Below are 18,487 nucleotides of genomic sequence, written 5' to 3'. Positions count from 1 at the left end.
AAATGAAAGATAGCCACACACATAAGAAAATAATGTCATCTGCCTGCAAGGTAACGGATAATATCTGCCTTCCAGATTCTGACCTACCTCGCGTAGTTATCATTGGTGGTGGTTTTGCTGGTCTGGCATTGGTAGAAAAATTGAAACATAAAGAAGTACAAGTTGTATTGTTCGATAAAAACAACTTCCATCAATTTCAACCTTTATTCTATCAAGTGGCAACGAGTGCTTTGGAGCCAGACAGCATTGTGTTTCCATTTAGAAAACAATTTAAGGGATATAAAAATGTAGTGTTCCGCTTGGCGGAAGTCGAGGAAATTCAACCCTCATCAAATACATTAACAACTACCAAAGGAAAAGTCCACTACGACTATCTGGTACTTGCAACTGGTACGACCACAAATTTTTTCGGAATGGATTCCATAGCCCAAAACAGCTTAGGGATGAAGGATATTCGTGATTCCCTGAATATTCGCCATATGATGTTACAGAATCTCGAACAAGCGGCCATTACCTGTGACGATTATGAACGTGATGCGCTAACCAATTTTGTGATTGTGGGTGGCGGTCCCGCAGGTGTAGAAATGGCTGGTGCACTGGCGGAGTTTTGCAAATACATTCTACCAAAGGATTATCCGGAATACCCGTCATCTATTATGAATATTTATTTGGTGGAAGCAGGTGGAGAATTACTTGCTACGATGTCTGACAAAGCTTCCTCAAAAACATTAAAATATTTAAAAAGCCTCAATGTAAAAGTGCTTTTTAACGAGGTGGTTAGCGATTATGACGGCACAATAGTTTCCACCAAAGGCGGAAAAACCATTTTAGCAAAAAACCTGATTTGGACAGCGGGAGTAAAAGGGCAATTTCCCAAAGGGATTGAAGATAAACATGTAGTTAGAGGCAACCGAATAAAAACCGACACCTATCTGAAGGTAGAAGGTCACGAAAACATTTTTGCCATAGGTGACATTGCCGCAATAATTACTCAAGACATTCCTAAAGGGCATCCACAAGTTGCCCAAACAGCCATACAGCAAGGGAAATATTTAGGTGATTCACTTTTTAATATAATACATAACAGACCTATAAAGCCTTTCAAATACAAAGACAAAGGAGCCTTGGCAACCGTAGGTAAACGTAGGGCTGTAGCAGATTTGGGCAAATTCAAGTTTGGTGGTTATTTCGCTTGGCTACTTTGGTCAATAGTACACCTCATGTCCATAAGTGGTTTTAGAAATAGATTGATGGTTGGTTTTAATTGGGCGATAAGCTATTTCACTTACGAAAAGAGCAACCGCCTGATTATTAGAAATTTTAAACCGAAATCATTAGTAAATGAAACAGAAGAATAATTTAAAAACAATTCAAATGAAAAAAATAGCAGTAATAGGATATGGCGTTATAGGAAAAAGAGTGGCAGATGCCATCAATCTACAAGACGATATGAAGCTTTCAGGAGTATGCGATATCATTAGTGATTGGCGTATTCAAAACGTCGTAAGAAAGGGTTATGACATCTACGCGGCAACCCAAGAAGCAGAGGGCAAAATGAAATCCGAAGGCATTTCAGTAAAAGGAAATATGAAGGAACTTTTAAAGAAATCAGACCTCGTCGTGGATTGTACCCCTAAAAAGATTGCGGCTCAAAATGTCGCAATTTATAAAGAACAAAACATCAAATTTATTTTACACGGTGGCGAAAAACACGAAACCACGGGGCATTCCTTTAGTGCGGAAAATAATTATGAATCGGCGTTAAATATAGATGCTACAAGGGTGGTTTCCTGCAATACCACTTCCATTTTACGAACCTTGACAGCCTTAAAAAGAGCTGACTTATTGGATTACGCCAGGGGGACACTTCTAAGAAGAGCTACTGACCCTTGGGAAAGTCATTTAGGAGGCATAATGAATACGATGGTACCAGAGAAAGATATCCCTAGCCATCAAGGTCCTGATGCTAAAAGCGTTGACCCAGAATTGGATGTAATTACTGCTGCGGTAAAAGTTCCTGAAACCCTCAGTCATATGCATTATTGGAATGTGAAGTTAAAAAAGCAGGCAACTAAGGAAGAAGTTCTAAACGCTCTAAAAACTTCCAGTCGAATTAAACTAATTCGATATGACCAAGGGTTGGTGTCCAACAACACTATTAAGGAAATGTTTTTGGATATGGGAAGACCTTGGGGCGATATGTATGAGGTTGCCCTCTGGGAAGATATGTTAAAGGTACAAGGTGATGAACTTTTTTATGCTTACGTGGTCGATAACCAAGCTATTGTTATCCCTGAAACCATTGATGCCATTAGAGCATTAACTGGAATTGAAACAGACGGAGCAAAGTCCATTTCTAAAACCAACGAAAGCTTGGGAATTCATTAAATATTAACAAAATGAAAACAGACATAAATATTACCGAACTATTGGGGGAAAAAGCAGACTTCTACTTAGAACACGTCTGTGAAAAAATAACCAAGGACGAATTGCAAACACCTAGTAAGACAAGCCTAGACAAGGTATTTGCTCAAAGTAACAGAAATCCGCAGGTTCTGCGAAGTCTTTCACAATTATATAACCACGGAAATTTAGGTGGCACAGGTTATCTGAGCATTCTGCCTGTTGACCAAGGCATTGAGCATAGTGCTGCTTTCTCATTCTATAAAAACCCAGATTATTTTGACCCAGAGAATATCATCAAATTGGCAATAGAAGCAGGATGCAATGGAGTGGCTTCCACCTTTGGTGTTTTGGGATTGAATGTTCGTAAATATGCCCATAAAATTCCCTTTATCGTTAAGATTAACCACAATGAACTACTTACCTATCCCAATAAATATGACCAAACCTTATTTGGAAAGGTAAAAGATGCTTGGAATATGGGAGCGGTTGCCGTAGGTGCAACTGTATACTTTGGATCAGAGGAAAGTAACAGGCAACTCAAAGAAATTTCTGAAGCTTTTGAAGAAGCACATAGTTTAGGCATGGGCACTATTTTATGGTGTTACACCCGTAACGAAGCTTTTAAAACCGAAAAAGACGATTATCACGCTGCTGCCGATTTAACCGGGCAGGCCAATCATTTGGGAGTTACCATTCAAGCAGATATCATCAAACAAAAATTACCTACAAACAATTTTGGATTCAAAAATATAGGGGTTGGTAAATATGATGATGAAATGTATGATACATTGACGACAGACCATCCCATAGACCTATGTAGGTTACAAGTAGCCAATTGTTATATGGGTAAAATAGGACTGATAAATTCTGGAGGTGGCTCTAAAGGGGAGTCAGATTTAGTGGAAGCAATAACTACAGCTGTAATCAATAAAAGAGCTGGTGGTTCTGGGTTGATTATGGGAAGAAAGGCCTTTCAAAAGCCCTTTGGCGAAGGTGTGGAAGTATTACAATCCGTTCAGAAAGTTTATTTGGATTCTAAAATTAGCATAGCATAACAAGAAAAAGAAATGTTCGATACAGAAGTAAAATCGCTTAAATCATTCAGTCACTACCTCTCAAAATTGGTAGAAAGTCGTCTATGGCTAAAGGTTATCATCGCCTTGTTTCTAGGGGTTGGGTTGGGTTTGCTTTTAAGTCCTCAAAATGGGTGGATTACTAAAGAAACAGCTGATATCGCAGGAAATTGGCTGGCATTGCCTGGTGTACTTTTTCTGAAATTGGTGCAGATGATTATGATTCCTTTGATTGTGGCTTCCATTATTACCGGAATCGCAAGTAATGACAAGGACAGTCTAAAAAAATTAGGTGGTGGCGTTCTCTTATATTTTCTAGGTACGACCATAGTTTCGGTAAGTTTGGGTGTTATACTTTCTCAACTTTTTAGACCTGGGCGTTTTTTACATCAGCAGGCTCTAGATGAACATAACGAAATTACAGCTGTCCCAACGGAGAGTTCAGAGCTTTCCTTTGGTCTTGAAACCATCCCAGATGCCATATCAAACTTGCTTCCAGAAAACCCTTTGGCATCTATGGTTAGTGGTGAAATGTTAAGTATCGTGATTTTCACAATCATTATTGGTGTAGCTGTGCTATCGCTTGAGGATTCTTTACTGCGCCCAGTAAAGCTTCTTTTAAGTGCCATTCAGGAAGTCTGTATGACGGTGGTAAAATGGTCAATGCTTCTAGTGCCTATCGCCGTTTTTGGTCTTATGGCGCAGCTTACCTCTAGTGTTGGATTAAGTTCCTTATCTGGTCTAACATACTATGTTGGAGTGGTGCTTCTGGGCCTTCTGTTATTGGTAATTTTCTACTTGGGACTCATCATACTTCTCGGAAAGACAAACCCATTGCGCTTTCTTAAAAAAATAAGGGATGTTCAATTATTGGCTTTTTCCACCACAAGTTCTGCGGCAGTAATGCCCTTATCATTAAAAACCGCCGAAGAGGAATTGAAAGTGGACAAAACTATTAGCAATTTTATAATTCCTATTGGTGCAACCGTCAATATGGACGGAACGGCACTTTATCAGACTATTACAACACTTTTTATAGCTCAAGCTTACGGTCTGGAAATGAGCTTGCTCAATATTGTAGTGGTCATTGTAACCATTGTCGCTGCTTCCATTGGCACGCCTGCCATACCAGGAGGTGGCGTTGTTATACTCGCTTCTGTTTTGGGAAGTGTTGGCATACCGGCCGAAGGCATCATCATTATCATTGGTGTAGAAAGACTATTGGGAATGTTCAGGACTGCTGTAAACGTAACTGGTGATTTGACTGCCTGTATGGTATTCAATAGGCTCTATGGTAAAATACCAATTTTGGTTACTGAGAAAACGATTAATACACCAACTTTAAAACAATGACCTTATTACTCATATTCATAGTGTTCATTTTACCTGTAGTAGCTATTGCAGGCTATCAGCATTACAAGATTGGTACGCAACCAGCTTATGATGCCAACGAAACGCTCTTGAATTATGAAATAATAGGTTCTGGAAAAAACAAACTCGTTTTGCTGCACGGTTTAACAGGCTCGTTGAATTATTGGAAACGTGAATTAGAAAGCATAACAAAAACACATTCATTGCTTTTGATAGACCTTCTCGGCTTTGGTGATTCGCCAAAACCAAAAAGTGATTATTCCTTATCGGTGCAACTGCAAGCGTTAGAATTAGTTTTAAAAAAAGAAGGGTTCAATGATGGAAAAACAACTATCGCGGGACATTCAATGGGAGCGATAATTTCATTAGCCCTTTTAGAGAAATATTCTCATTGGTTCAAGGCAGGAATTTTTATCGGCATACCTGTTTATAAGGATGCAGATGAATTTAAGAAAGTAATGTCCACACATTCCTTTGTGGATAGAGTTTCGTCAAGTAAATTCTCAAAATACATCTGTATGATTCATCCCATATTTATGTCACGTGCATTCAAGCCCGATAACCTAACGGATGAAGTTTATGAAGATGCAAAAAAGCATCATTGGATGAGTTATTATTATTCGCTCACTGAAGTTATCTTGAAAACAGATTTATATGCGATGGCAAGGAAAATTGAGGATAAAGACGTGCTTTTTATTCACGGAGAAAAAGACACCACGGCACCTTTGAAAATGCCTTAAAATTATCAAGGGAATTTAAAAAAGCTCAAATTGTTACGTCTTCTGAAGGAGACCATCAATTCTTTTTGAAAGAAGCAGAATTTGTTTGGAGCACAATCCAAGATTTTACTATTTCAGAAAAAAAGTTACAAAAAACCATATCTAATGAACACAAATAAAATTAAACATATAGGCGTATTCACTTCTGGGGGCGACAGTCCTGGGATGAACGCTGCATTGTATGCAATAGCTAAAGCCTCAGAGAAGAATGGTATAAAGGTAAGTGGATTTCGCAAAGGATACGAAGGGTTAATAGATGGTGATTTCCTTCCATTAAAATCGCACGACTTACAAAAGTTAGTGCACAAAGGTGGCACCATCTTAAAAACAGCTCGAAGTAAACGTTTTATGAAATTGGAGGGTCGCAAAAAAGCCTTACAAACCTTAACCGCAAATAAAATTGATGCTCTAATTGCCATAGGTGGCGACGGTACATTTAAGGGACTATTGGCCTTTTCAGAAATATGCGATATCCCCTTTATTGGTATTCCAGGAACTATTGATAATGACCTTGCTGGAACAGATTATACCCTTGGTTTCGATTCTGCCGTAAATACCGCTATTGAAAATATTGATAAAATACGGGACACAGCTGAATCCCATAACCGTGTCTTCATAGTAGAAGTAATGGGAAGGGATTCAGGCTATATCGGTATTCATTCGGGTTTGATGGTCGGTGCAGATGCCATCCTAATTCCAGAAAGCGCAAAAGACTTTATATACCTATTGGACAAGGTTAAAAACTACGATAGCGAAGATGCCTTTCTTGTCGTGGTTTCTGAAGGTGATGAAATAGGTGCTGAACTTGTTTCCTCAAAAATAAAGGAAGTTAATCCCGATGTCGATTTACGAATTACAAAACTCGGTCACGTGCAGCGAGGTGGAAATCCTTCCGCTTTGGACAGAATGTTGGGAATTAGACTTGGAGCAGCAAGTGTAAACGTTCTTTCAGAAGGTAAAAAGAATGCGATGGTTGGAATTTTGAATAATCAATTGCAACTAACCCCTTTTAAAGAGGTGGTCAAGCAACATCAGGTAAATACTGAATTATATGAACTTTTAGAACTATTTGGAAAATGAAAACCTATAAAGAAGAAAGACCATGGGGAAACTTTGAACGCTTTACCCATAATGAGATAAGTACCGTAAAAATACTTACGGTCAATCCAAACGAAGAGCTAAGCCTTCAGTATCACCACAACAGAGAAGAATTCTGGAGAGTGCTTGATGGAACAGGGAATTTCGTCATCGGCGACAAAACAACTGTGGGCCAAAAAGGGGATGAATTTTTTATCCCAAAGGAGACCGTACATCAAATAAAAACAGCCAATGCCTCCGTGAGCATACTTGAAATAGCTTTTGGGAATTTTGATGAAAATGATATTGTAAGGCTAAAGGATAAATACAACAGGAAAGACCCAAATTAAATATAGCAATATGGAACAGATACATCAAATCAATACCTGGATAACAATAGAGAAAAAAGGAATATTGCTTAGTCCCACTAAAAATCCTTTTGAAAACAACGGCGTGTTAAATCCCGGAATATTTCAAGAAGGTAAAGAAGTGCATATCTTTTACCGTGCGGTGGAAGATGGCAACTACTCTACCATTGGATATGCCAAAACCAACGAACATTTAGATATTATAGAGAGGAAAACAAGCCCCTTGATAGGGCGTAATTTCGACTATGAAAATCACGGCGTGGAAGATGCACGTATCGTTAAAATTGAAGATGCTTTTTATTTAACATATACAGCTTATGATGGCGTAAATGCCATGGGTGCCTTGGCTACCTCTAAAGACATGATAAATTTTGAGAAAAAAGGTATTATTACGCCACCCTTGAATTACAAGGAGTATAAATTTCATTTGGAACATTGCAATCAGGGCAAACTAAATCCAAAATATTTCCATTACTACAACCTTTTTGCCCAAATAGGTATGGTAGAGGAAAAACATAGGTTATTGAGGGATAAGGACATCGTACTCTTTCCTAGAAAAATCAACGGGAAATTCGTAATGCTTCATCGTATATGGCCCGGAATACAAATAGTCCAGTTTGAACGGTGGGAAGACCTTACCAAGGAATTTTGGGAAGACCACATAAAGAACCTTACCGATCATATCCTTATGGATCCATTGTACGATTTTGAAGTTAATTATCTGGGAGCAGGATGCCCACCCATTGAAACAGAAGATGGCTGGCTCATAATTTACCATGGCGTTTGTGAAACCAACATCGGAAAAACCTATCATGCAGCCGCTGCACTATTAGATATAAACGAGCCAAAAAAAGTAATTGGGAGGCTGGCGTATCCATTATTCTCACCTTCTGAGGAATGGGAACTAAAAGGGGTGGTAAACCATGTAGTATTCCCTACGGGAACTGCGCTATTTGGAGATAACCTCCATATTTATTATGGGGCGGCAGATAAACATATTGCTGTGGCTAAACTCAGCCTAAAACAATTATTGGATGAACTAAAAAAGACAATGAAACCATGAAAAAGCTGAAAATATTATTTATCTGTTCCTATCCACCCCGGCAATGTGGCATAGCGACATTTTCAAAAGACCTTATAACATCCCTTAAAAACAGTTTTGGTGCTTCAATGGATATAGAGGTATGCGCTCTGGAAAACGATTGTTGCGACATTGATGAATATCCCACGGAAGTCTCATATATAATAGAGGCACAAAAACTGAATTCCTTTTTTAAAGTTGCCGATAAGTTGAATGAAAGGGAAGATATTGGGATGGTTTGCGTACAACACGAGTTTGGACTTTTTGGAGGGGAATACGGAAGCCATTTGGTAGCATTCCTGCTCCGTCTTAACATCCCTATCTCCTGTGTGTTCCATACCGTATTACCCAACCTAGACTTAAAGCGATTGAAAGTAATGCAGGCACTGGATGATCTGAGCGAAAAGTTTATTGTACTCACCAATAGGTCCGCCGAGATACTGGAAAAAGATTATTCCATAGAAAAAAACAAAATAAAGGTTATACCACACGGGACACATATTGTACTGTGGAAAGAGCAGCAAGCCCTTAAAGAGAAGTATGGATTTCAAAACAAGATGGTGCTCTCCACCTTTGGCCTGCTCAGTAAAAATAAAGGAATAGAAACGACGCTTCGCGCTCTGCCCAAAGTACTCAACAATTTCCCAGACACCATCTATCTTGTATTAGGTAAAACCCATCCGGAGGTAGTAAAAAATGACGGTGAGACTTATAGAAAATCACTTATGGAACTCGTAAATCAGTTGAGCCTCAATGAAAATGTTATCTTTATTAATGAGTATTTGGAACTCAAAACATTACTAGAATACTTGACGCTTTCTGATATTTATATATTTTCTTCAAAAGATCCCAACCAAGCGGTAAGCGGCACCTTTGCGTATGCAATGAGTTGTGGCAATCCCGTGATATCAACCCCAATTCCCCACTCTAGGGAATGCCTGGATCCCAGTACCGGTATACTGTTGAACGGTTTTGAAGATGCTTCGGAAATAAGTAACGCCATTGTTGACTTATTGAAACAACCCACTTTAAGAACCTCAATGGGTAAAAATGCGTTTACCCAAATGCGCGCCTTTAGTTGGGAAAATGTCGCGCTAGCTTATGCTGATGTCTTTCAGGAATATTTAAAAAATCAAAACCCACTGGAATTTGTGCTGCCCACCATTAAAACAGAGCATATTGAAAATATGACCACCAACTTTGGCATCCTTCAGTTTTCAAGTTTTGATGAACCAGACCCATCCTTTGGCTATACGCTTGACGATAACGCAAGGGCCTTGATAACCATGCTAATGTATTATGAACAGAAAGCTTCGGAAAAAACTCTACAGCTAATAGAAATTTATTTGAACTTCATGGCCGTTTGCCAGCAGGAAAATGGGGAATTCTACAACTATGTAGATTACAATGAAAACTTCACAGACCAAAACTCCGAAGTAAACCTTGAAGACTCTAATGGCAGGGCTATATGGGCACTGGGGTATCTATTGTCGGAGGCATCACAGCTTCCCGAACATTTAGTGATAAAAGCCGAAAGCTGCTTTAAAAAAGCCTTCCCAAACGTAACCAATTTTAGATCGCCAAGAGCCTTGGGCTTTGTGCTAAAAGGCCTTTACTTTTATCAAAAAAACAGAAAAGAAACAACCTGTACTGCCATAGCACAAAAACTGGCCGATGAGCTCTTGCGCATTTTCCATATAAGTGCCGACAACCAATGGGAATGGTTTGAAGACTACCTTACCTATGCGAACAGCGTCTTGCCCGATGCCCTGTTATATGCTTGGCGAATTACCAAGGACCAAAGGTATAGGGAAGTTGCCGAAATTACGTTCGACTTTTTGCTGTCTCAGTATTTTATGAAAGGGCAGATAACGGTAATTTCCAATGATGGCTGGTTCCATAAAAGGAACAAACGTGTTTTCTACGGCGAACAACCCATTGAAGTTGCTTACACCATCCTTTCCCTGGATCTGTTCTACAAGGTTACCCAGAAAAAGAAATATGCCCAGCAACTGCATACGGCGTTCAGTTGGTTTTTAGGCAACAACCACCTTCAGCAAATTATGTACAATCCGGTAAATGGCGGGTGCTATGATGGCCTTGAAAGTGAAAACGTGAACATTAATCAAGGGGCCGAGTCCAGTATCTGTTATTTAATGGTCCGCCTTATTGTTGAAAAATATCCTTTGGGGATAAAACAGACCATAATACCACCCAATATTAAAATCTGGAATGAATTGGGTGCAATAAAAACAAGGAATAAAAATTCAAAACATAAAAATGAAACAGTAAGTGGAAAATAGTGCAGCCCTCCCTTTGACCATAAGGTTTTTCTGTAAAAATCCAATAAACAATTTAGGTTACAATAATGACAGAAGCGTTTAAAAATATCAACCCATTTATCCTCGGACTACTCATTAGTATGGGAATTGGTCTTATTCTGGGATTGGAACGTGAATATGACAAACTAAAGGATGAGCATGGATTTGCAGGAATTCGAACATTTCCAATTATGGCTATCATTGGATTCATTTTAGGAAATCTTTCGACAACCTATACGCCTTGGTTAGTTATTATTACTGCAGCCGCATTCTTATTGTTTTTGGCTTTGAGTCATATCTCAATGGTACAAAAGCACGTAATGACGGGCATTACTACTAATTTGGCGTTGTTTGCCACGCTAATTCTTGGTATTATGGTAGCTAATCACTTGCACAAAGAGGCCGTTGCTACCGCAGTGGTGGTGGTTACATTATTATCATTAAAGACAACCTTTAAAACATTTATTAAGAATATTACTTCAGAAGAATTATTCGCATTCATTAAGTTTTCAATAATTACGCTACTTATTTTGCCTTTCTTACCAAATCAAGACTACGGACCGGAAGGTTTGCTGAACCCTTTCGAAATAGGCTCTATTGTAGTAATTGTCTCTTTTCTAAATTTCATTGGCTATTTCCTAGTAAAATATGTTGGTTCTAAGCGTGGTATTCTACTCACTGCAATTTTAGGCGGGTTGATTTCAAGTACAGCAGTATCGTGGATATATGCTGCGCGAAGCAAGGAATCGCCTGAACTTTCTAAAGAATATGCTGCCGGTATCATTATAGCTTCCGCTATAATGTTTCCAAGGCTTGCAGTATTGGCTTATATTTTCAATAGTGCCATACTTTCTTATATAGCTATTCCATTTACCATCCTAACATTGATCTGTTTGATAAGTGCCATCTTATTTATCAGAAAGAATACTGAAGTATCAAAGACAGCTATCAACCTTGGTAATCCTCTCAATATCTGGAATGCCCTTGGGTTTGGTGCTATTTACTTGGCAATTTTATTTGCTGTTTTTTATGGAAATCAATTTTTCGGAGAAAGTGGTTTATATTTTTCAGCCTTAATTGCAGGACTGGCAGATACGGATGCAATAACTATAAGTATGGCAAAATTTGGGTCTTTGGAAGACAAACTCGCCCTTGCCACCAATGTCATTATAACAGCAACTATTAGTAATATGATTGTGAAACTGGGCATTACCTATTTTAAAGGTTCAAAAAAAACAGGGAAACTGGTGATGGGAGTTTTTGGAACGGTTGCCCTGGTAGGTATAGCATATATTTTAATACAGTCAGGAATTTAATTATTGTAAGATGAAAACAACCATATTCAGTACGCATAAATTCGATAAACCTTCCATTGTAAACGCCAATAATGGAAAGCATCAACTGAATTTTTTAGAATTTCGACTAACAAAGGAAACCGCCTTATTGGCAGAAGGCTCAAAGGCCATAGCACTTTTTTCCAGTGATGACGCCTCTTCGGAAGTGTTGAAGATTTTACACAAGCAGGGCATAAAATTCATCGCATTACGCTCGGCAGGTTTCAATCACGTCGATTTAAAAAAAGCATCAGAACTGGGTATAAAAGTGGCTCGTGTACCAGCATATTCCCCGTATGCCATTGCCGAACATACTCTGGCTCTCATTCTAGCACTCAATCGAAAATTAATTAAAGCCCATAACAGGGTTCGTGAACAAAACTTTTCATTGAACGGCCTGACTGGTTTCGACCTCAATGGAAAAACCGTGGGTGTGATTGGAACAGGGAAAATTGGGTCCGTGCTCGTAAAGATTCTACACGGCTTTGGCTGCAAAATACTTGCCCAAGATGTCCTTGAAGATCAAAATCTAATCAATTCGTATAATGTAATCTATACCAATTGTGAAACCATCTGCAAGCAATCTGATATTATAAGCCTGCACGTACCATTAACGACTACAACCAAACATTTAATTGATAAAGAACACATAGCACTTATGAAACCTGGGGTAATGCTTATCAATACCAGTCGTGGCGGATTGGTAGATACCAAGGCGGTTATCGAAGGATTGAAAACCAAAAAAATTGGCTATTTCGGAATCGATGTTTATGAGGAAGAAGAAGGATTGTTCTTTGAAGACCATTCTGAAGATATTTTACAGGACGATGTGATTGCCAGATTGATGACCTTCAACAATGTATTAATCACAAGCCATCAAGCATTTTTAACCGAAACGGCTTTGACCAATATTGCTGAAACCACGATTTATAATATAGACTGTTTCGAAAATGGCAAAGTCTCAGGAAACGAAGTTTCTTGATTAAGAAACAAAAATTAGTAATAACACTTAAATCTTAAAATTATGGATAGAGTAAAAAATAAAGTAGCCATTGTCACGGGAGGTGCTTCTGGCCTTGGAAAATCAAGTGCAATCTTATTGGCTCGTGAAGGTGCTAAAATTGTGATAACTGATGTAGATGATGAAAACGGAACTAAAGTAGTTCAAGACATTAATAATGATGGCGGTGAGGCAATTTTCATTAAACAAGATGTCTCTAAAGAAGAAGAATGGAAAATGGTTATTGAGACTACGATCAAAACATATGGAAAGCTTCATATAGTAGCTAATTCTGCCGGAATAGGAATAGGTGGAACGGTTGAAGATGTAACTTTAGATGACTGGAAAAATCTTATAGACGTAAACCTTCACGGTACTTTTTTAGGCACCCAATATGGCATAAAGGGAATGAAGGAAACTGGAGAAGGTGGTTCCATTATTAACTTTTCTTCAATCGAAGGACTTATTGGAGACCCTAATCTACCCGCCTATAATGCAAGTAAGGGAGGTGTAACCATATTTACCAAATCGGCAGCACTACATTGTGCGAAGCAGGGTTACAAAATACGCGTTAATTCCATTCATCCAGCATATATATGGACCCCAATGGTAGAAAATTTCCTAAAAGCCCAAGGCAATGTGGAAGAGGGCAAAAAGCAGTTAGAAAGTCTACATCCGGTTGGACACTTGGGAGAACCTGATGACATAGGTTACGGTGTCGTTTACTTAGCTTCGGACGAATCAAAATTTATGACCGGTTCTGAGTTGGTCATTGATGGTGGTTATACTGCACAATAATGGATAACCTAAAAATTAAAAATTTATGAAAAACATACTCGTACCCACCGATTTCTCTGAAAACTGTAACAAAGCAGCGCAACTTGGTATTGAAATGGCCAAATTATATAATTCGGAAATTCACTTTTTACATTTATTAAAAACCCCTGTAGACTGGGTTAAATTGGATAAATTAAAAGAAAAAAGGTATCCCGAAACATTAAAACAAATAGGCAAAGCAAAATCGGCTTTAAGAGAACTAGAAAAAACAGCCGAACGTGAGGGATTAAAGTGTCGAAGGTTCTTACAATTTGATGCTGGCCAAGGCGATATTTTAGACCATTCAACCCATTATCACCACGATTTTATTATTACGGGAAGTAGTGGAACCAAAGGCGTCATTAGAGAAATAACAGGTAGCAATGTAGAGCAAATTGTAAGAAAAGCCAATGCACCGGTCATTGTGGTAAAAGATGAAGAAGTCAATTTTCCGTTTAAGAATATTGTTTTTGTTTCAAATTTTGAAGAGGATATAACAGATGCTTTTAAACAGGTAATATCCATAGCAAATAAATGTGACGCTCGCATCCACTTATTGCGAATCAATACCGAGACGGATTTCAATAGCATAGAGCTTGGTCTAGACCCTATTGAAAAAATGTTACAAAACTTTCCAGAATTGAAGAACTATTCAATGGCTGTCTATAATGAACCCTCAGTGGAAACGGGCATCAATACATTTCTAGAACAACATCCAACTGATTTAATAGCAATGGTCACACACGGTAAAACAGGGTTTTTAAGTCTGTTTTCAAAAAGTATTGCTGAAGGTGTTACAAACCATTCCACTTTACCTGTAATGACAATACATATTTAGGCAATGAACAAGTCCATAAACATAATAAAATATTCAGGTGATGTAGTACCATTCAAAAGCGAAAAACTCATCAATTCGTTAAGGCGTGCAAAGGCAAGTGACGCAGTAATTGAAGAAATTGTTGAACATATTAAAGACACTATATATGATGGTATCACCACAAAAAAAATCTATCAAACAGCCTTTAATATGCTTAAACGAAAATCGAGAGTTAGTGCTTCAAAATACAAACTCAAAAAAGCCATAATGGAATTAGGGCCTTCCGGTTTTCCATTTGAAAAGTTAGTGGGAAAACTATTGGCACACGAAGGATTTGAAACCAAGGTTGGTGTGATTGTTCAAGGCAACTGCGTACAGCACGAAGTAGATGTAATAGCCCAAAAGGATAATTACCATTATATGATTGAGTGCAAATACCACAGCGACCAAGGACGGTTTTGCAATGTCAAGATTCCCTTGTACATCCATTCACGGTTTTTGGATGTTGAAAAACAATGGGAACATCAAAAAGGTCACGAGGCTAAACTACATAAAGGCGGTGTTTATACCAATACACGATTTACAACCGATGCGGTGCAATATGGTAAATGCGTTGGATTGTTATTGACAAGCTGGGATTATCCTATGGGAAATGGTTTAAAAGACAGAATAGACAAGTCCGGATTTCATCCCTTAACAGCATTAACAACTCTGACCAAATCCGAAAAAATAAGATTATTGGATAAAGGAATTGTACTCTGCAAAGAGCTTAGCGAAACACCTTCTTTATTAAATGAAATCGGAATAGATAAATCAAGGCAAAAAAAGATTTTGGAAGATTCTGAAGCATTGTGTAAAAACCATTAAATAAACTTTTAAAAATAATCATATGAAAACTGAAGAAACAAAACAACAGAGCAACATAGATTTTGAGCCTTTTTACGAAGCATTGGAAGACGACCCAAAACTGATGGAAGAGGCCTTAGAAATACTATTGGATATGGTAGACTTTGAACCTAAATCCATAAAAAAGGTAGCACTTTATATCAAAGAAGATTCACGAAATCTATATAATGAAGTGGTAGCGTTATACAAATCGACCCAAGACAGAGGAAACACATCTTCCTGTTGTGGTGGACACTAATCCACAAGAATACGATGAAAAACAATAAAATCAACATCCACTTTTTGGGAGCGGCCGGTACTGTAACTGGCTCAAAATATTTAGTGGATACGGGAGAGAGAAAGATATTGATAGATTGCGGACTTTTTCAAGGGCTAAAGGAATTGCGTCTCAAAAACTGGGAATATCCACCCGTCGATGTTTCAGAAATTGATGCAGTCTTACTTACCCACGGTCATATGGACCATACGGGATATTTGCCAAGATTGGTCAAACAAGGGTTTAAAGGCCCAATATATGGCACTAATCCCACTTTGGACATTGCAAAAATCATTTTGAACGATAGTGCAAAAATCCAAGAGCAGGAAGCCGAACGTGCCAACAAAGAGGGGTATTCTAAACACAGTCCTGCAGAACCTTTGTACACCTTAAGCGATGTTGAAAAAACCGTACCTCGTTTTAAAGGGGTACCCCCTTCGCAATGGTTACCTATTCTCAAGGATGTGAAGGCACGATTTCAGTACAACGGACATATTCTTGGTGCTACTTATATTGAGTTGGATATACACGGAAAACGCTTTGTTTTTTCAGGCGACATCGGTAGGACTAACGATTTGCTCTTGTACCCACCTTTAAAACCGGCAAAGGCTGATGTATTATTTATTGAGTCCACCTATGGTGGAAGATTTCATCCTGAAGAGGCTGAAGCCATACCACAGATTGAAAAATTAGTTAATGACACCATCAATAGAGGCGGTAGCTTATTTATTCCAAGCTTTTCTGTAGAAAGGGCGCAACTGATGATGCTTATTTTCTGGAGGTTACTAAAGGAAGATAAAATCCCAAAAGTTCAAATGATTATGGACAGCCCAATGGGCGCTAACGTACTGGAACTCTTTCATCGTACAAGGGATTGGCATAAGCTAGAAGATTTTGAATGTGATGAAATGTGTTCACACTTTACCATTGTAAGCAGTTATCGTGAAACGATGGAATTACGAACTGATGAAAAACCAAAAATCGTCATTGCCGGAAGTGGAATGCTTACAGGAGGGCGTATGTTAAACTATCTTGAAACTCAAGCCCAAAATCCTAGCAATACACTACTTTTTGTTGGCTATCAGGCCGAAGGTACAAGAGGTAGAAAACTACTTGAAGGCGATAAAAAACTCAAAGTTTATGGCAAGTGGGTGCCTTTTCATATGGAAGTGGCCGAAATTGAAGGACTCTCGGCACACGCAGACCATACCGAACTTATAGATTGGATGAGCAAGGTTAAAAATAAACCAGCACATATTTTTATTGTCCACGGTGAAAAAGAAAGTGCAGAAGCATTACAAAAAGGTATAAAAGAAACCTATGATTGGGATGCCGAAATCCCGGAATTATATACTATAACAGAAATAGAATAATCCATGGAACAACATTCAAACATATTAAAATACAAACACCTTGGTATTTACACCCAAAACGAGAATGTGGTGTACATGCGTGAGGATTGCCATGTCTGTATTTCAGAAGGTTTTGAAGCATTAACACGAATAAGGATATCCAATGCAAGCACCTCAATCGTTGCAAGTCTAAATGTTTTAAATTCTGATATCCTGCTGCCCAACGAAATAGGACTATCGGATGCTGCTGCAAAAAAGTTGAATGTATCCGACAATGACACCCTGTATGTTTCCCATTTAGAACCTATAGAGTCGTTAAGCCACGTCAGGGCAAAAATCTATAACCAAAAACTGGATTACAACGCCTACAATCAAATTATCACGGACATCGTTGAAGGCGACTATTCCAACATCCATCTTTCAGCATTTATAACAGCCTGTGCAGGTGACCGAATGGATATTGATGAAATATCCGACCTAACAAAAGCTATGATTGCCTCTGGAAAACAATTGAATTGGAATAAAGAAATCGTTGTCGATAAACATTGCATAGGCGGATTACCAGGCAATAGAACAACACCCTTGGTAGTTGCCATTGTCGCTGCGTACGGACTTACAATGCCCAAAACATCATCCCGAGCCATTACATCACCGGCAGGTACCGCGGACACAATGGAAGTTCTCACCAACGTTACACTTTCTGCTGACGAGATAGAGACCGTAGTAAATCAAGAAGGCGGTTGTTTTGTTTGGGGTGGTACTGCCCAACTAAGTCCCGCAGATGATGTGCTCATTAAAATTGAAAAAGCCTTGGATATTGATAGTGAAGGCCAACTCATAGCCTCGGTATTATCTAAAAAGGCAGCAGCAGGTTCTACTCACGTTGTTATTGACATACCTGTTGGTGAAACGGCCAAGGTACGAAGTATGGAAATGGCTAAAAAACTACAAAACCATATGGAAACTGTGGGCAATGCCATTGACCTAAATGTAAAAGTAATCATAACAGATGGCTCGCAGCCTGTAGGTTATGGCATCGGACCAACTTTAGAAGCTATCGATATATTGAACGTCCTAAAAAATGAAGAAAATGCACCAAAGGACTTAAAAGAACGTGTTATGCTGTTGGCTGGAGAACTGTTAGAACTTTCAGGAAAGGTCGAAAAAGGAAAAGGAATGGAAACTGCCAAAGAGATACTTACATCTGGAAAGGCCTACGAAAAATTTCTTGCCATTTGTAAAGCCCAGGGGCGTTTTACACAACCTGTTTTGGCACCTTATAAAACAGAAATCAGAGCGGAGACTTCCGGTATTTTAAAGCGTATTGACAATAGAAAGGTAGCGAAGCTCGCAAAACTTTCAGGCGCACCGCAGTCTAAATCGGCTGGGATTCTTTTGAATGTCCATTTAGATGAAAAAATTGAAAAAGATGACTTACTATTCACGCTTTTTGCAGAATCGCAGGGTGAATTAAATTACGCCTTAGAGTACAAGAACAGTCATAACGACATTATAACTATTAAATAAAAA

The 18,487-nt window shown here is 38.6% G+C and carries 17 protein-coding genes; all 17 read left to right on the top strand.

Features of this window, described 5'->3' with window-relative positions:
• Positions 1 to 2 precede the first annotated feature (2 nt).
• The 17 genes from BTO09_RS08120 to BTO09_RS08040 all read left to right on the top strand — a co-directional run bounded on the left by BTO09_RS08120 (position 3) and on the right by BTO09_RS08040 (position 18,484).
• Positions 3 to 1,358 carry an NAD(P)/FAD-dependent oxidoreductase gene (locus BTO09_RS08120; RefSeq protein ID WP_087524302.1) on the top strand — a complete coding sequence of 452 codons (1,356 nt, stop codon included), beginning with the start codon at positions 3 to 5 and terminating at the stop codon, positions 1,356 to 1,358.
• A 16-nt stretch (positions 1,359 to 1,374) separates the two neighbouring features.
• A complete protein-coding gene (locus BTO09_RS08115; protein WP_087525521.1) occupies positions 1,375 to 2,388 on the top strand; it encodes a type II glyceraldehyde-3-phosphate dehydrogenase in 1,014 nt (337 codons plus the stop codon).
• Positions 2,389 to 2,399: 11 nt separating this feature from the next.
• Positions 2,400 to 3,461 carry a class I fructose-bisphosphate aldolase gene (locus BTO09_RS08110; RefSeq protein ID WP_087524301.1) on the top strand — a complete coding sequence of 354 codons (1,062 nt, stop codon included), beginning with the start codon at positions 2,400 to 2,402 and terminating at the stop codon, positions 3,459 to 3,461.
• A 12-nt stretch (positions 3,462 to 3,473) separates the two neighbouring features.
• Positions 3,474 to 4,832, top strand: a complete 1,359-nt coding sequence (locus BTO09_RS08105) for a dicarboxylate/amino acid:cation symporter (protein ID WP_087524300.1) — start codon at positions 3,474 to 3,476, stop codon at positions 4,830 to 4,832.
• Positions 4,829 to 5,590, top strand: a complete 762-nt coding sequence (locus BTO09_RS08100; RefSeq protein WP_232454925.1) for an alpha/beta hydrolase — start codon at positions 4,829 to 4,831, stop codon at positions 5,588 to 5,590. Before BTO09_RS08105 ends, BTO09_RS08100 begins: the two co-directional genes overlap by 4 nt.
• Before the next feature lie 144 nt (positions 5,591 to 5,734).
• Positions 5,735 to 6,709, top strand: a complete 975-nt coding sequence (locus BTO09_RS08095) for an ATP-dependent 6-phosphofructokinase (protein ID WP_087524299.1) — start codon at positions 5,735 to 5,737, stop codon at positions 6,707 to 6,709.
• Positions 6,706 to 7,056 carry a phosphomannose isomerase type II C-terminal cupin domain gene (locus tag BTO09_RS08090; protein WP_087524298.1) on the top strand — a complete coding sequence of 117 codons (351 nt, stop codon included), beginning with the start codon at positions 6,706 to 6,708 and terminating at the stop codon, positions 7,054 to 7,056. Before BTO09_RS08095 ends, BTO09_RS08090 begins: the two co-directional genes overlap by 4 nt.
• A 10-nt stretch (positions 7,057 to 7,066) precedes the next feature.
• The gene (locus tag BTO09_RS08085) at positions 7,067 to 8,137 is read left to right on the top strand and encodes a pesticidal protein Cry7Aa (protein ID WP_087524297.1); all 1,071 of its coding nucleotides are present in this window, start codon (positions 7,067 to 7,069) and stop codon (positions 8,135 to 8,137) included.
• A complete protein-coding gene (locus BTO09_RS08080; RefSeq protein ID WP_087524296.1) occupies positions 8,134 to 10,458 on the top strand; it encodes a glycosyltransferase in 2,325 nt (774 codons plus the stop codon). The genes BTO09_RS08085 and BTO09_RS08080 overlap by 4 nt, the downstream gene beginning before the upstream one ends.
• Positions 10,459 to 10,523: 65 nt before the next feature.
• On the top strand, positions 10,524 to 11,792 hold the full coding sequence (locus BTO09_RS08075; RefSeq protein ID WP_087524295.1) for an MgtC/SapB family protein: 1,269 nt from the start codon (positions 10,524 to 10,526) through the stop codon (positions 11,790 to 11,792).
• Between the two features lie 10 nt (positions 11,793 to 11,802).
• Positions 11,803 to 12,792, top strand: coding sequence for a 2-hydroxyacid dehydrogenase (locus tag BTO09_RS08070; RefSeq protein WP_087524294.1), 990 nt, complete (start codon positions 11,803 to 11,805; stop codon positions 12,790 to 12,792).
• A gap of 42 nt (positions 12,793 to 12,834) precedes the next feature.
• On the top strand, positions 12,835 to 13,608 hold the full coding sequence (locus tag BTO09_RS08065; protein WP_087524293.1) for an SDR family oxidoreductase: 774 nt from the start codon (positions 12,835 to 12,837) through the stop codon (positions 13,606 to 13,608).
• A 25-nt stretch (positions 13,609 to 13,633) separates the two neighbouring features.
• Positions 13,634 to 14,464 carry a universal stress protein gene (locus BTO09_RS08060; protein ID WP_087524292.1) on the top strand — a complete coding sequence of 277 codons (831 nt, stop codon included), beginning with the start codon at positions 13,634 to 13,636 and terminating at the stop codon, positions 14,462 to 14,464.
• Between the two features lie 3 nt (positions 14,465 to 14,467).
• Complete coding sequence (locus tag BTO09_RS08055; protein WP_087524291.1) at positions 14,468 to 15,310, top strand: ATP cone domain-containing protein; 843 nt, start codon at positions 14,468 to 14,470, stop codon at positions 15,308 to 15,310.
• Positions 15,311 to 15,332: 22 nt separating this feature from the next.
• The gene (locus tag BTO09_RS08050; protein WP_087524290.1) at positions 15,333 to 15,587 is read left to right on the top strand and encodes a hypothetical protein; all 255 of its coding nucleotides are present in this window, start codon (positions 15,333 to 15,335) and stop codon (positions 15,585 to 15,587) included.
• A gap of 14 nt (positions 15,588 to 15,601) precedes the next feature.
• Positions 15,602 to 16,978 carry an MBL fold metallo-hydrolase RNA specificity domain-containing protein gene (locus BTO09_RS08045; RefSeq protein WP_087524289.1) on the top strand — a complete coding sequence of 459 codons (1,377 nt, stop codon included), beginning with the start codon at positions 15,602 to 15,604 and terminating at the stop codon, positions 16,976 to 16,978.
• A 3-nt stretch (positions 16,979 to 16,981) separates the two neighbouring features.
• Positions 16,982 to 18,484: a thymidine phosphorylase family protein gene (locus tag BTO09_RS08040; protein WP_087524288.1), complete on the top strand. Its 1,503-nt coding sequence runs from the start codon at positions 16,982 to 16,984 to the stop codon at positions 18,482 to 18,484.
• Positions 18,485 to 18,487: the final 3 nt, after the last annotated feature.

The organism is Gilvibacter sp. SZ-19 (assembly GCF_002163875.1).
Classification (GTDB): Bacteria; Bacteroidota; Bacteroidia; order Flavobacteriales; family Flavobacteriaceae; genus Gilvibacter.
This window is presented reverse-complemented; position numbering and strand designations above follow the sequence as displayed.

Excerpts from the sequence above, each read along its gene's own strand:
- BTO09_RS08120 (WP_087524302.1), top strand. The coding sequence starts at position 3 with ATGAAAGATAGCCACACACATAAGAAAATAATGTCATCTGCCTGCAAG.
- BTO09_RS08115 (WP_087525521.1), top strand. The coding sequence starts at position 1,375 with ATGAAAAAAATAGCAGTAATAGGATATGGCGTTATAGGAAAAAGAGTG.
- BTO09_RS08110 (WP_087524301.1), top strand. The coding sequence starts at position 2,400 with ATGAAAACAGACATAAATATTACCGAACTATTGGGGGAAAAAGCAGAC.
- BTO09_RS08105 (WP_087524300.1), top strand. The coding sequence starts at position 3,474 with ATGTTCGATACAGAAGTAAAATCGCTTAAATCATTCAGTCACTACCTC.
- BTO09_RS08100 (WP_232454925.1), top strand. The coding sequence starts at position 4,829 with ATGACCTTATTACTCATATTCATAGTGTTCATTTTACCTGTAGTAGCT.
- BTO09_RS08095 (WP_087524299.1), top strand. The coding sequence starts at position 5,735 with ATGAACACAAATAAAATTAAACATATAGGCGTATTCACTTCTGGGGGC.
- BTO09_RS08090 (WP_087524298.1), top strand. The coding sequence starts at position 6,706 with ATGAAAACCTATAAAGAAGAAAGACCATGGGGAAACTTTGAACGCTTT.
- BTO09_RS08085 (WP_087524297.1), top strand. The coding sequence starts at position 7,067 with ATGGAACAGATACATCAAATCAATACCTGGATAACAATAGAGAAAAAA.
- BTO09_RS08080 (WP_087524296.1), top strand. The coding sequence starts at position 8,134 with ATGAAAAAGCTGAAAATATTATTTATCTGTTCCTATCCACCCCGGCAA.
- BTO09_RS08075 (WP_087524295.1), top strand. The coding sequence starts at position 10,524 with ATGACAGAAGCGTTTAAAAATATCAACCCATTTATCCTCGGACTACTC.
- BTO09_RS08070 (WP_087524294.1), top strand. The coding sequence starts at position 11,803 with ATGAAAACAACCATATTCAGTACGCATAAATTCGATAAACCTTCCATT.
- BTO09_RS08065 (WP_087524293.1), top strand. The coding sequence starts at position 12,835 with ATGGATAGAGTAAAAAATAAAGTAGCCATTGTCACGGGAGGTGCTTCT.
- BTO09_RS08060 (WP_087524292.1), top strand. The coding sequence starts at position 13,634 with ATGAAAAACATACTCGTACCCACCGATTTCTCTGAAAACTGTAACAAA.
- BTO09_RS08055 (WP_087524291.1), top strand. The coding sequence starts at position 14,468 with ATGAACAAGTCCATAAACATAATAAAATATTCAGGTGATGTAGTACCA.
- BTO09_RS08050 (WP_087524290.1), top strand. The coding sequence starts at position 15,333 with ATGAAAACTGAAGAAACAAAACAACAGAGCAACATAGATTTTGAGCCT.
- BTO09_RS08045 (WP_087524289.1), top strand. The coding sequence starts at position 15,602 with ATGAAAAACAATAAAATCAACATCCACTTTTTGGGAGCGGCCGGTACT.
- BTO09_RS08040 (WP_087524288.1), top strand. The coding sequence starts at position 16,982 with ATGGAACAACATTCAAACATATTAAAATACAAACACCTTGGTATTTAC.